General features: G+C 60.9%; 8 protein-coding genes. All 8 read left to right on the forward strand.

What is annotated here, in order from left to right; translation table 11 throughout:
• The first annotated feature begins 10 nt into the window (after positions 1-10).
• The 8 genes from bchE to GTO91_RS06365 are packed head-to-tail and all read left to right on the forward strand — an operon-like array spanning position 11 to position 14,074.
• Complete coding sequence (bchE, locus tag GTO91_RS06330; protein WP_161256525.1) at positions 11-1,663, forward strand: magnesium-protoporphyrin IX monomethyl ester anaerobic oxidative cyclase; 1,653 nt, start codon at positions 11-13, stop codon at positions 1,661-1,663.
• Positions 1,660-2,523: a ferredoxin:protochlorophyllide reductase (ATP-dependent) iron-sulfur ATP-binding protein gene (gene bchL / locus GTO91_RS06335; protein WP_161256528.1), complete on the forward strand. Its 864-nt coding sequence runs from the start codon at positions 1,660-1,662 to the stop codon at positions 2,521-2,523. The genes bchE and bchL overlap by 4 nt, the downstream gene beginning before the upstream one ends.
• Positions 2,472-3,812 (forward strand): ferredoxin:protochlorophyllide reductase (ATP-dependent) subunit N, encoded by a 1,341-nt coding sequence (gene bchN, locus GTO91_RS06340; RefSeq protein ID WP_161256530.1) that lies wholly within the window; start codon positions 2,472-2,474, stop codon positions 3,810-3,812. The genes bchL and bchN overlap by 52 nt, the downstream gene beginning before the upstream one ends.
• Complete coding sequence (locus tag GTO91_RS06345; protein WP_161256533.1) at positions 3,800-5,428, forward strand: ferredoxin:protochlorophyllide reductase (ATP-dependent) subunit B; 1,629 nt, start codon at positions 3,800-3,802, stop codon at positions 5,426-5,428. The genes bchN and GTO91_RS06345 overlap by 13 nt, the downstream gene beginning before the upstream one ends.
• A 23-nt stretch (positions 5,429-5,451) precedes the next feature.
• Positions 5,452-6,549, forward strand: coding sequence for a magnesium chelatase ATPase subunit I (gene bchI / locus GTO91_RS06350; protein WP_170294123.1), 1,098 nt, complete (start codon positions 5,452-5,454; stop codon positions 6,547-6,549).
• The gene (bchD, locus tag GTO91_RS06355) at positions 6,546-8,552 is read left to right on the forward strand and encodes a magnesium chelatase ATPase subunit D (protein WP_161256536.1); all 2,007 of its coding nucleotides are present in this window, start codon (positions 6,546-6,548) and stop codon (positions 8,550-8,552) included. Before bchI ends, bchD begins: the two co-directional genes overlap by 4 nt.
• A 13-nt stretch (positions 8,553-8,565) precedes the next feature.
• Positions 8,566-12,459: a magnesium chelatase subunit H gene (gene bchH, locus GTO91_RS06360; RefSeq protein ID WP_161256540.1), complete on the forward strand. Its 3,894-nt coding sequence runs from the start codon at positions 8,566-8,568 to the stop codon at positions 12,457-12,459.
• A 58-nt stretch (positions 12,460-12,517) separates the two neighbouring features.
• Positions 12,518-14,074: a phytoene desaturase family protein gene (locus GTO91_RS06365; RefSeq protein WP_161256543.1), complete on the forward strand. Its 1,557-nt coding sequence runs from the start codon at positions 12,518-12,520 to the stop codon at positions 14,072-14,074.
• The last annotated feature ends 214 nt before the right edge of the window (positions 14,075-14,288 follow it).

Here is a 14,288-nt window from a genome sequence, read left to right on the forward strand (position 1 = left end):
GAGGCTTGACATGCGCATACTGATGATCCAACCTAACTACCATTGCGGTGGCGCCGAGATTGCTGGGAACTGGCCGCCGAGCTGGGCGCCCTATATCGGCGGATCGTTAAAGGCAGCCGGTTACACCAACATGAAATTCATCGATGCAATGACCGAGGATCTACCAGATGACGTGCTAGCTGAAATCATCCGGAAGAACCAGCCGGATGTGGTCATGGCGAGTGCGATTACGCCGATGATTTATAAAGCGCAAGACACCTTGCGTATTGCGAAAAAGAGCAACCCCACCTGTAAGACCATCCTGGGCGGGATCCATCCCACCTTTATGTACAGCCAGATCCTGACCGAGACGCCCGAGATCGACTACATCGTCCGTGGCGAGGGCGAGGAGATCATTGTCAACCTGATGAACGCCATCGCCGCCGGTTCTGATCTAAAGGATCGCAAGGACATCATGGGTATCGCCTATATGGAGGACGGCAAGGTTGTCGCCACGCCGGCCCATCCGCCGATCAAGAACCTGGACGGACTGACTCCCGACTGGAGCATCCTGGACTGGGACAAGTACATCTACATCCCCCTCAACTGCCGCGTGGCTGTGCCGAACTTCGCCCGTGGCTGCCCCTTCACCTGCCGTTTCTGCTCCCAGTGGAAGTTCTGGCGGACTTACCGGGTACGTCACCCGAAGAAGTTCGTTGACAAGATCGAGACGCTTGTCAAAGACCACAAGGTGGGTTTCTTCATCCTCGCCGACGAGGAACCGACCATCAACCGCGACAAGTTTGTGGCCATGTGCCAGGAACTGATCGATCGCAAGCTTGACGTGCACTGGGGCATTAACACTCGCGTCACCGATATCCTGCGGGACGCCCACCTGCTGCCCTTCTACCGCAAGGCCGGCCTTGTTCACATCTCCCTCGGCACTGAGGCGGCCACCCAGATGAACCTCGACCGTTTCCGCAAGGAAACGACGATGGAAGAGAATAAGCGGGCCATCGATATGATCAAAGCCAACGGCATGGTCGCCGAGGCGCAGTTCATCATGGGCCTGGAAAACGAATCGCCGAAGACGATCGAAGAGACCTTCCAACTGGCCCGCTACTGGGACGCGGACATGGTCAACTGGAACATGTACACGCCCTGGCCCTTCTCGGAACTCTTTGAGGAACTGGGCGACAAGGTCGAGGTTCGTGACTACTCCAAGTACAACTTCGTCACCCCGATCATGCAACCCGACGAGATGGACCGGGAAGATGTCCTCAAAGGCGTGCTTCGCAGCTATGCCCGCTTCTATATGCGCAAGAGCTTCCTCGACTATCCCTTTATCAAGGACCCTTTCAAGCGCAAGTACATGATGGGCTGCCTGAAGGCCTTTTTGAAGATGACAGCCACCCAACGCTTCTACGACATCGGACGGGTAAAGCGGAAAGGTTTCCACACCGAGGTTGACCTGGGCTTCGATCAGTCCAAGATCGTCAGCAAGGAAGAACTGGCCCGCATCAAGGCGGCCAAGCAGGTACAGGTGGACGAGGACTTCGGCACCATCACCGCTTGCGGTGCGCCGAAGGACCTGGAGATCTCCGCCTGCGGCGCGCCCCGCGATCTGCCTTCCATTGAGACGACGCCCGATGGCAACACGGCCGTGAGGGGCATGAAGATATGATTATCGCCGTATACGGTAAAGGCGGCGTCGGCAAGTCGACCACCACGTCCAACCTGGCCGTGGCCATCGCTAAGACAGGTCGCCGTGTGTTGCAGATCGGTTGCGACCCTAAGAGCGATTCCACCTTCACCATCGCCGGGAGAATGATCCCGACGGTGGTGGAGGTCCTCGATAAGTTCAACTACCACTACGAATCAATCGAACCCGATGATCTGGTCGTCAAGGGTTACGCCGGCGTCTGTGTCGTTGAGACAGGCGGCCCGCCCGCCGGCAGCGGCTGTGGCGGTTATGTTGTCGGCGAGACGGTCAAGCTCCTCGAAAAGCTTGACATCATGAGCAAATATGACGTGATCCTCTTCGACGTCCTAGGGGATGTCGTCTGCGGCGGCTTTGCAGCGCCCCTGCAATACGCCGATCTGGCCTGTATTGTCTCCTCCAACGATTTTGACGCCCTCTTCGCGGCCAACCGCATCTGCGAGAGCATTGTGGAAAAGAACGCCTCCGGTTACGATGTAAAACTTGCTGGCGTTATCGGCAATCGCTGTGACCAGGTGGACCTGCTCGAAACCTTCACCCGGCGGATCGAAGCCCCCTTGATGGGCGTTGTTCCCCGCAACGAAGGGGTGCGCCAGTCTCGTGTCAAGGGGTATACCCTCTTTGAACTGGAAGAGATGGGGGAGCCCGTCAGCGAGATGACGAGCGAGTTTCGCAAGATGGCGGCCTATCTCCTCAGTAAGCCGGAAGGCGTTGTGCCCAACGCCGTCGGCACACGGGAAATGTTTGAACTCTTTCGAGGGGAGGACCTGCCGTGGAAGGGATCGAACGGGAAAACGGCTGCTTCCACACCTTCTGTCCGATAGCCAGTGTCGCCTGGTTGCACCGCAAGATCAAGGACTCCTTTTTTCTGATCGTGGGGACTCACACCTGCGCCCACTTCATCCAGACGGCTCTCGACGTCATGGTCTACGCCCATTCCCGCTTCGGCTTCGCCGTCCTGGAGGAGTCAGACCTTGTGGCGGCCTCGCCGACAGAAGAACTGGCGAAAGTAGTCGAAGACGTCAAGGCGGAATGGCAACCGAAAGTGATCTTTCTGCTAAGCACCTGCAGTTGCGATATCCTCAAGCTCGACCTGGAGAACTCCAGCAAAGACCTGAGCAGCCGATTCGGCTTCCCTGTCGTGCCCGTGCACACCTCGGGCCTGGACCGGACATTCACCCAAGGGGAAGACGCCGTGCTGCATGCGTTGCTTCCCTTTGTTCCCCGGGAGGCGCCAAAGGCGCCAAAGGCGGAAGTCGTGGAAGAGAAGAAGCGCAGTTGGTTTTCCTTCGGCAAGGATGAGGGGAGCAAGGCGAGCGCTCCGGCGTCTCCGCAACGCAATCTGGTCCTTGTCGGCGCGGTCACCGATTCGACGACCCAGCAGTTGCAGTGGGAGTTGAAACAACTCGGCCTGGACAAGGTTGATGTTTTCCCGAGCGGAGACATCAAGAACATGCCGGTGATCAATGAAAACACCGTCATCGCCCCATTGCAACCCTACCTGAGCGACACCTTGGCCACTTTGCGCCGTGAACGGGGCGCTAAGGTGCTGACGACACTCCTGCCCATCGGGCCCGACGGTACGGCGCGCTTTCTGGAGGCCATCTGCGCCGAATTCGGCCTGGACGCCTCCCGGGTTGCGGAAAGGGAGGCCCAGACCTGGAGTGGGTTGGAGAGCCAACTGGCCCTCCTGCGCGGCAAGCGGATCATGTTCCTCGGCGATAACCTGCTGGAGATCCCTTTGGCCCGCTTCCTCGCCGCCTGCGGCGCCGAAGTGGTTGAAGCCGGCACCCCCTATGTCCACGCCAAGGACTTATCAGAGGAGATTGCCAGACTCCGAGAAAAAGCGGTGCCCGTCATCGAAAGTCCCAACTTCGCCGCCCAGGTGGAGCGCATCGACCGTCTCCGGCCTGACCTGATTGTGGCCGGCCTCGGCATCTGCAACCCCCTCGAAGCGGCCGGCTACACGACGGCCTGGTCGATTGAATTCACCTTTGCCCAGATCCACGGCTTCGTCAATGCCATCGATCTGATCAAACTCTTCATCAAGCCGCTCTTGAAGCGGCAGGCTCTGCTCGATCAGGGCTGGGCGGAAGCGGGGTGGATCTCGTGAAACTCGCCTACTGGATGTATGAAGGAACCGCCCTCTCCGGGATCGCTCGGGTCGCCGGCAGCATGCCCAAGGTACATACAGTGATACACGGACCCCAGGGCGACGGCTATATCAACGTCATGTTCTCCATGCTGGAGCGCTTCGACAAGCTCCCGCCCTTTACGCTTTCGCCCATCGGACGGCGGGAGATGGCCCAGGGTTCGAGAGCGCGCCTTGTCGATACGGTGCGGCGCGTCGAAGCGTTACACCGGCCCGATGTGATCGTCATCACCCCGACCTGCTCGTCGACGCTGCTGCAGGAAGACCTGCTGGCCGTCGCGCGCAGCCTTGGCCGCCAGACGAAGGCAAAGTTGATCGTGCCCCGGGTGAACGCCTTCCGCGACCTGGAGCACTTTGCCATGGATGATTTCCTGGCCCAGTTGGTCGCTGAGTTCGCCGTCGAACAGCCGAAGACAGAGCGGTTCAGCGTCAACCTGATTGGTCCCTCTTATCTTGGCTTTCACCAGATCCACGACCTGAACGAGATCCGGACCATGCTGGAGGAAATCGGCATCGGCGTCAACGCCGTCATCCCCTACGGGGCGACAGTGGAGACGTTGCGCAGCCTGACCGGCGCCCACCTGAACATCTGCCTCTACCGCGAATACGGCCGTGAGGCCTGTGAATACCTGCGCAAGCGCTTCGGCATTGATTACATAACCGTCACCCCCATGGGGATCCGCCAGACAGGCCGATTCCTGCGCGCCCTCGGAGAACAGGCTGGCATCGATGTGACGCCCTACATCCGCCGCCATCTGGCGCCTTCCGGCGCCTTGGCCCGCTTCACCAAGTCGGTCGACGCCCTGTCATCCCTCTTTGGCAAAAGGGCCGTTGTCTTTGGCGATTTCAGCCATGCTGTCGGGGCAACCCACCTGTTGCGTGAGATCGGCGTGCAAGTGGTCTGGGCCGGCACCTACATGACCGCATGGAAAGACGAATTCACCGAGGCTGTCGCTGGTTTGACTGATGAAGCCTTTGTCTGCGACGACTTCCAGGCCGTGAGCCGGAAGATCCGCGACACCCAGCCGGACATCGTCTTCGGCACCCAGATGGAACGGCACAGCGCCGCCCGCTATGAACTGCCCTGCATCGTCATCAGCAGTCCTGCCCATATCCTCAACTTCCCCCTCTTCCCGGCGCCGGTCCTCGGCTACCGGGGGATGACCCGCCTGCTCGACACGATCAACCAGACGATCAAACTCGGTCTGGAAGAACACCTGGTCAACATGTTCGGAGAAGACACCGCTTCAGATAGCCAGATGGAAGCGGCGGCCGTCGCTGAGGGATCCGCCGGCGCCACGGCGACGACGCCCGGACGTGTTCCGGCGACCGTCACGGCAACGGCGGGTTCGGCAGCCCCGTCCGGCGCGACAGGAGCTGTCGCAAACGGCGATGAATTGCATTGGGACGCCGAGGCCTTGAAGGCCTTGAAGCAGGTTCCCTTTTTTGTACGAGGAAAAGTGCAGCGCAATACCGAGAACTATGCCCGCGAACGCGGTTACAGCGAGGTCACCCTGGAAGTGATCTACGCCGCCAAGGCCTATTTCGAGAGCAAGGGAAATCAGGGCAACCGGTAATTGCCGACGGGAGGAAATAACCGATGACACAAGCGCAACCATCGAACCATAGCGAACGGCGGCAGCCGGCGCAGATCAAAGTGCCGACCTATCCCTTTACGGCGATCATCGGCCAGGAAGAGATGAAACTGGCCCTCATTCTGAACGTGATCGACCCGCGCATCGGCGGCGTCATGATCATGGGCGACCGGGGGACGGGCAAGTCGACGACGGTCCGCGCCCTGGCTGAACTGCTGCCGGAAGTGCCTTCGGTGGCCGATTGTCCTTTCGGATGCCACCCGGAAAAGACGAGCGAGATGTGCCCCAACTGCCGTGAACGGACGGCAGAAGGGGAAGTTCTTCCCATGACCTACCGCAAGACCCGCGTCGTCGACCTCCCGTTGGGCGCGACGGAAGACCGCGTCTGCGGCACCATCGATATCCAGAAGGCCTTGGCCGAAGGGGTTAAAGCCTTTGAACCAGGTCTCTTGGCCCAGGCTAACCGCGGCTTCCTCTATGTGGACGAGGTCAACCTCCTCGACGACCACCTCGTCGACGTCCTCCTGGACAGCGCCGCCTCCGGCGTCAACGTGGTGGAACGGGAAGGGATCAGCATCCGCCACCCGGCCCGCTTCGTCCTCGTCGGTTCGGGCAACCCGGAAGAAGGGGAACTGCGTCCCCAGTTGCTCGACCGCTTCGGCCTTCACGCCCAGATCCGAACATTGCGCGACGCCCACAAGCGCGTCGCCATCATCCGCAGCCGCAGCGATTTCGATAACGACCCCGAGTCTTTCATCGAAAAATTCGACGCGCCCCAGGCAGAACTGCAAGCCAAGGTTACCCGAGCCAAGGAGATCCTGAGCGATGTAACCGTCGGCGACGATGTGCTCCTGAAGATCGCCCAACTCTGCATCGACCTGGAGATCGACGGCCACCGCGGTGAACTGGTTCTCGCTCGGACAGCCAAAGCCCTCGCCGCTTTTGAAGGCCGGACCGAGGTCTGTGACGACGATGTGGCCCGCATCGCCGTCCTCGGCCTGCGCCATCGCCTGCGCAAGGATCCGCTGGCGACGATGGACAACGGCCGCCGCGTTCAAGAAAAGGTAGCTCAGATTTTTGGAGTTGAGAAGGCGGGAGCATGAAGACAAACAGCCTGCCCTTGGCGGCCATCACCGGACAGGAAGGCATCAAACGGGCGCTGCTCCTCGTTGCCGTCGATCCAGGCTTAAAAGGGGTGGCCATCGCCGGGCCGCGGGGGACCGGTAAGACGGTTCTGGCGCGCGGGCTCCGGCAACTGCTGCCGTACATAGAACAGATCCAGGGTTGTCCCTGCCACTGCCGCCCGGATAAACCGGCCAGTTGGTGTAGCCGCTGCCGGGAGCAATACAGCGACAGGCTAAACGGTCTAAGCGGCAATGAAGATAGCATTCCTGTCCTGCGCCGGGAAGCCCCCTTCATGGAGGTTCCCCTCGGCGCCACGGAAGACCGCCTGCTCGGTGCCATCGATGTGGAGCAGTCCCTCGCCGGCGGCGCGCGGGCCTGGCAGCCGGGTCTCATCGGCGAAGCCAACCGCGGCGTGCTCTATGTGGACCAGTTGAACCTGCTTGACGACGGGCTCGTCAATTCCCTCTTCGACGCCATGTCGGGGATCTGCCGTCTCGAACGGGAAGGCATCTCCGTTCAATACCCCTCCGATTTTGTCCTCGTCGGAACCTATGACCCGGACGAGGGCGCCTTGCGGGGCCACCTGGCCGACCGCATCGCCATCCATGTGAGCAGCGGCCTCATCAACGACCTGGAACAGCGCATCGAGATCATGCGCCGCCAGGAACTGTTCGTCGATGAGCCCGACGCCTTTGAAAAACTGTACGCCGACGAGCAGGACGATCTGCTGCGCAAAATCGATGGCGCTCGCGAACGCCTGCCTGCCGTCACCATCTCGGAGAGCCAGGTGCTCTACCTGATCGGCCAGTCCCTGAAACGGGGCGTTCCCGGTCACCGGGGCGACCTCTTCGCCGTCCGTCTCGCCAAAGCCCATGCGGCTCTGGAGGGCCGTTCGGCCGTAGAGCCCATCGACCTCGCCTTGGCCGTTGAGTTTGTGATCAAGCCGCGCCAGACCGTCGACCTTCCCGATGAGGAAGAGCAACAACCGCCGCCTCCTCCGCCGCCGCCGCCTCCGCCACCGCCGGAGCCGGATAAAGACGACAAAGATGACCCGCCGCCTGACGCGCCCAAAGATGAACAGACGATGACCCTGCCCGAGGAGTTTTTCTTCGACGCTGAGGAAGTCCCCGTCGAAGATGAGTTGCTCTCCTTGCAGAACAAGGCCCAGCGGCAGGCCCGCGGCGGCGCTCACGGCAAGCAAAAGAGCATGGAGCGGGGACGCTACGCCCGCGCGCTCCTGCCCCCGCCGGGCAAGCCCTCGCGGATCGCCGTCGACGCCACCTTGCGGGCGGCAGCGCCTTACCAGCAGGAACGGCGACGTTCTGGCAAGTTCGGCAACCGCGAGGTCATCGTCACCGATTCGGACCTGCGGGCCAAGCAGTTCGTCCGCAAATCTGGCGCCTTGATCATCTTCGTCGTCGACGCCAGCGGCAGCATGGCCTTCAACCGGATGAGCAGCGCCAAAGGCGCCGTTTCGGTGCTGTTGAACGAGGCCTATGTCAACCGCGACAAGGTGGGCATGATCATCTTCCGCGGCCAGAAGGCCGAGGTCATCGTGCCGCCCACCCGCAGCGTCGAACTGGCCAAGAAGCGTTTCGATCAGGTGCCTGTCGGCGGCGGCTCGCCTCTGGCTGACGCCATCGCCCAGGCCCTCGAATTGGGCGTCAAGAGCATCGGCAGCGATGTGGGTCAGGTGATCATCACCCTGATCACTGACGGTCGCGGCAACATCCCTCTCAACCCCGAGGAGGGTCCCAAAAACCGGGATCAGTTGAACGAAGAGATCCTGGCCATCAGCCGCAAGATTCCTGAGCAGGGTTTTTCCATGCTCGTCATCGATACGGCCAACAAGTTCACTTCGACCGGATTTGCCGAAAAGATCGCCGGAGCGGCCTTCGGCCAGTACTACTACCTGCCCAAGATGTCGGCGACAACACTTGCCGAGACGGTCAAGAGCGGCGTGCACGCGCTGCGGAAATAAGGGGGGATAGCCAATGTCGAAAAAGGTCATGCGGTTTGTCCAAGTCTATCTGGAGCGACAGATCAGCAGCGCCTTCAGCCGGGCCATCGAGGCGAGCAATCGCACCCAACCCATCGAGATCAGCGTCACCTCCTTCTGCGTGCACGAGTTGAAAGAGAAGACCAAGATCGAAGAGTTCCGCCAGGCCGTGCTCAACGCCGACCTGCTCTTCGTCGGCCACGTCTTTGTCGACGACATCGCTCGCACCATCGCCGACGTGATCCGCAAGGAAGGCCAGCAAGTCCCGACGGTTGTAGTCGTCAACGCCATGCCGGAACTGATGAAGCTGACCCGCATGGGCGGCTTCAAAATGGGCAGCGAACAGTCGAACGAATACATGAACATCATCAAGCGGTTCAAGAAGAACACGGACACAGAAGAGGCGCAAGGCAAAAAGTCCGGTCCGCCTATGAACACAGACGTAATGATGACCCTCGTTCGCACCGTGCCCAAGCTGTTAAAATACATACCGGGCAAAATGCAGGACCTGCGTTCCTACATGCTCTGCTACCTCTATTGGCTCAATGGCTCGCCGAAGAACCTGGGCAACATGGTGCTCATGCTGGCCAAGCAGTACTTTGCGCCGGAAGCGGACATCTCTTTTGACGCGCCTGTCGAGTACGCGGAAGAGGGGATCTACCATCCTGATTCGGACCGCTGGTTTACCAGCCGCGCCGAGTATGAGGAGTGGTACCGCCGCCACGCGCCGTCGGAACTGCGTGTCGGCTTGATCGTCCTGCGCACGAGCCTGCTCGCTGACAACCATGACCACTATGACGCCGTCATCCGCGCCCTTGAAGCGAAAGGCCTCGGCGTCGTCCCCGGCATTGCCAAAGGCCTCGACTACCGTCATGTAGTCGAGCACATGTTCATGGGCAAAGGCGACGTGCGCAAGGTCGACGGGGTGATTTCCCTCACCTCCTTCAGCCTCGTCGGCGGTCCCGCCTCCAACGACGCCGAAAGCGCTGTCAAGGTCCTCTCCGCCCTCAGCGTGCCCTACCTGTCGGCCATCCCCCTCGAATTCCAGACCATCGACGAGTGGAAGTCCGACCTGTCGGGCCTCAACCCGGTCCAGGTGGCCTTGAACGTGGCCATCCCCGAACTGGACGGCCTCGTGGCCCCCACCGTCTACAGCGGCTATGCCGTCCACGGCGCCTCCAAGGCCATCCCCATTCCGGAACGGATCGAATTGCTGACCGAGCGGATGCGGCGCATGATCCGGCTCCGCACCACAGCGAAGGCCGATAAAAAGCTGGGCATCGTCATCTTCAGCTTTCCGCCGGACAAGGGGAACGTGGGGACGGCGGCCTATCTCGATGTCTTCAAGTCCCTCTACAACCTGCTCCGCCGCCTCGATGAAGAAGGGTACACGGTGGAGCTTCCCGAGAGCCCGGAAGCGCTGATCAAGATGATCGTCGACGACGAGACGTCCATGCTGCCCTCGGCCAACCTGCATGTGGGCGGCCGCGTCACCGTCGAAGAATACGAGAAGATCAACCCCTACTGGAAACAGATCGCCGAGACCTGGGGACCGGCGCCGGGTGAACTGAATACGGACGGCCAAGACCTGCTCGTCTTCGGTCGCCGCCTCGGCAACGTCTTCATCGGCGTGCAACCCTCCTTCGGCTATGAGAGCGACCCCATCAAACTGCTCTTCACCCGCAACGCCTGTCCCCACCACGGCTTCGCCACCTTCTACCGCTGGCTCGACAAGGTCTACCAGGCCGACGCGCTGCTCCACTTCGGCACCCACGGCGCCCTGGAGTTCATGCCCGGCCACCAGGTGGGGATGACCGAGTACTGCTGGCCTGACCGCCTGCTGGGTCCGGTGCCCAACTTCTATCTCTACAGCGTCAACAACCCCTCTGAGGCGACCATCGCCAAGCGGCGGAGCGCCGCCACCCTCGTCTCCTACCTGACGCCGCCGGCTGAGAATGCCGGCCTCTACAAGGACCTGCGGGACCTGAAAGACCTGATCAGCATGTGGGGTGAAAACCGCCACAACGCCCGCGGCGAGTCCATCCTGGAGACGATCATCGAAAAAGTCCTGGCCCTGCACCTCGACAAGGATGTGCCGCTGACGAAGGAACCGGGCCAGGAGTTCATCGGCAAGCTCTACGTCTACCTGACCGACCTGGAAAACCGCCTCATCCCGACGGGCTTACATATCCTCGGCGAAGCGCCCCATGCCCAGACGCTGGGCGACTACCTGTCGGCCATCAGCTACTTCGACCGTCCGGAAAAGGGGATCCGCTCCCTGGCCGGTCTCGCCTCTGAGGCCATGGGCATCCCCTTCAGCGATCTGGAACGGCGCGCCGAACTCGGCGAACAGGCAGCGATTGAGAAGCTGGAAGTGGTGCGCCAAGCGGTGCAACATGGCGTCCAGAAGATGATCGCCGAGTTCCTCCAGAAAGATGAGCGCGGTCGCTTCAGCTTCCTGCGCGGCAAGGCGGAGACGCTCGCCGCCAAAGCGATGCAGGAATTCCTCCTCGACCGGACGCAGACCGGGTTGGAGGTCGACATCCCTGTGGCGGCCCGCACCTTCGTCTACCTGCAGGATGTGCTCAAGGACATCGTCCTGGCCGAAGAGGTCAACGGCCTGATCAAGGCCCTCGACGGCGAGTACATCAAGCCGGGACCGGGCGGAGACCCTGTGCGCAACCCGAAGACGCTGCCGACGGGGCACAACATCCATGCCCTCGATCCCCAGGCGATCCCCACCTCCGTCGCCGTCCGCGCCGGCCAGCGGGTCGCCGAGATGATGCTGCAAAAACTGTACGACGCCAATGGTGTCTACCCCGAGTCGATCGCCGTCGTCCTCTGGGGCACCGACAACATCAAGACCTACGGCGAAGGCATCGCCCAAGCCATGGCCTTGATGGGCATCAAACCGGTGCCGGACGATCTGGGCCGCATGACCCGCCTGCGCCTCATCCCCCTCGAAGAACTGGGCCGGCCCCGCATCGACGTGGTCGTCACCGTCTCGGGCATCTTCCGCGACCTCTTCCAGAACCAGATGGAACTCCTCGACGAGGCCGTCAAGACGGCTGCAGCCGCCGACGAGCCCCTTGAGATGAACTATATCCGCAAACACGCCCTAGCCCAGGCCAAGGAAATGAACATCCCCATCGAACAGGCCGCGACGCGCGTCTTCTCCAACGCGCCGGGCAGCTACGGCGGTAACGTCAACCAGATGGTCGAGAACAGCGCCTGGGAGGAAGCCGGCGAACTGGCCGACACCTTCATCAAGCGCAAGGGCTTTGCCTACGGCAAACAGGTGCGCGGCGAGGTGGCCGACGAGATTTACCGCTCCGCCCTCTCTAATGTGGACACGAGCTTCCAGAACGTGGACTCCTCCGAGGTGGGCATCGTCGACATCGACCACTACTACGAGTACCTGGGCGGTGTCTCAGCGGCCGTCAAGAGCATCCGCGGCGAGAAGCCCAATGTGCTCGTCGCCGATACAACGACACCGAAGGTGCAGATCCGCTACCTGGAAGAGATGGTTCGCTTCGAGACGCGGACGAAGACCCTCAACCCCAAGTGGTATGAAGGCATGCTCAAGCACGGCTACGAAGGCGTTCGCGAGATTCAGTCCCGCGTCGACAACACCTTCGGCTGGAGCGCCACGACCGACGCCGTCGACAACTGGGTCTATGACGAGATCACTGACGTCTACATCACTGATGAGACGATGCGCAACCGCCTGAAGGAACTGAACGCCCACGCCCTGCGCGGAATCGTCCGCCGGCTCCTCGAGGCCAACCGCCGCGGCTTCTGGGAGGCAGACGATGAGAAGCTTGATAAATTGATGGAGATCTACCAAGACATCGAGGATGAGATCGAAGGGGTCAGCGTTCCGGCTTAAAGCTCTCCTTCGTAATCGCGACAAAAAACGTTTGTTACAGGATAGGGGAGAATTTGGCGTGACACAAAAGACAAGGAACCACGGTAAAGTTGTCGTGGTCGGCGCCGGCGCCGGCGGCCTGAGCGCCGCTGTCCGCCTGGCCGCCCAAGGCTGGGATGTGACGGTGCTGGAAAAAGAACCGGCGCTCGGTGGACGTTTGAGCGCTGTTGAGGCGGACGGGTACACCATCGACATCGGGCCGACCATCCTGATGATGAACGATGTCTTTGAACAGTTCTTCCAGGACCACGGGCGGGATATCCGCGATTACCTGGAACTCGTCCGCGTCGATCCGTGCTACCACCTGCATTTTACCGACGGGACCCGCCTGACCCCCTCCATCGATATGAAAGAACTCCTCGACGAGATCCGTTCCCTGAACCCTGATGATGTCGATGGCTACCTGCGCTTTCTCGCCCAGATCCACCGGCGCTACATGTACGCCCGCGAGCATTTCATCGAAAAGGCATTCGTCAAGCCCTCCGACTTCTTCAATCCGGAAACCCTGTCGGCCATGCTGCAGTTGAAGACCCTCAACAACATGTATGACGACATCGCCCGGTTCATCAAGGACGAGCGCCTGCGCATCGCCCTGACCTTCCAAGCCATCTACCTGGGCATCTCGCCCTTTGACGCCCCCTCGATCTACACGCTGATCGCCTATGTGGAGCATGGCCTAAGCGGTGTCTGGTACCCGAAGGGCGGCATGAACGCCATTGCCAAGGCGATGGCCCGTCTCCTCGGCGAGTTCGGCGGCGTCGTCCGCTGTAACGCCGAGGTCGCCCAGATCCGCATCGAAAACGGCCGCGCGCGCGGCGTCCGCCTCACCAGCGGCGAGGAGATCGCCGCCGACGTGGTCATCTCTAACGCCGACTTTCCCTACACCATGGAGAAGCTCGTCGAACCGGCCTACAGGGGCAAATACACGCCGGAGAAGCTCTCGCGCATGGAGAACACGGTCGGCACCTTCATGCTCTACCTGGGTGTCAACAAGCGCTACGAAGACCTGCATGTCCACAACATCTACTTTACGCCCGACTATAAAAAGAGCATGGACGAACTGTTCTCCGCGCGCATCCTGCCGGAGGATCCGGCCATGTACGTCTATTCGCCGACAAAATACGATGCAACGGTGGCCCCGCCGGGGAAAGAGGTCATCTATGTCCTCGTCCCGGTGCCGAACCTGGACAGCGGCATCGACTGGAAAAAAGAGACCGGTCGCTACCGCGAACTGGTCCTCAAAAAGCTGGAACGGTGGGGACTGACTGACCTGAGTCAGCATATCGAGTTTGAGCGCGTCTACACGCCGGAGACCTTCCAGAAGCGATTCAACGTCTACCGTGGCGCCTCCTTCGGCCTGGCGCCGACGCTCTTCCAGTCCGGTTACTTCCGCCCGAGCATCAAGTCGGAGAAGGTGAGCAACCTCTACTTCTCCGGCGCCAGCGTCCACCCCGGCGGCGGCGTCCCCGTCGTCCTCGTCTGCGGCAAGCTGGTCTCCGATCAGGTGATGAAAGACAGTGGCCTGGTCATGAAAAGCGGCCGCAATGCGGCCGCGGGGGTAGCGGCGACCTTTTAGAAGTCCCAATCAGACGAGGAACCACAGACAAGGAAACCACAAACGAATCATAATCATCAAAGGCTGCGATTGTTGTCGCGGCCTTTTTCCATTGAGGGAGAAGGATTGCAATACGACCGTTGCAAAGCATCCCATACTTCTGCCCTGTCTTGTAAAATTAACACGAAAATTTTGCGCTGCAACCTTGTCCTCCCCGACAATTTTCTCTTGCGTC

This window comes from Heliomicrobium undosum (assembly GCF_009877425.1).
In the GTDB taxonomy this organism is placed as follows: Bacteria; Bacillota; Desulfitobacteriia; order Heliobacteriales; family Heliobacteriaceae; genus Heliomicrobium; species Heliomicrobium undosum.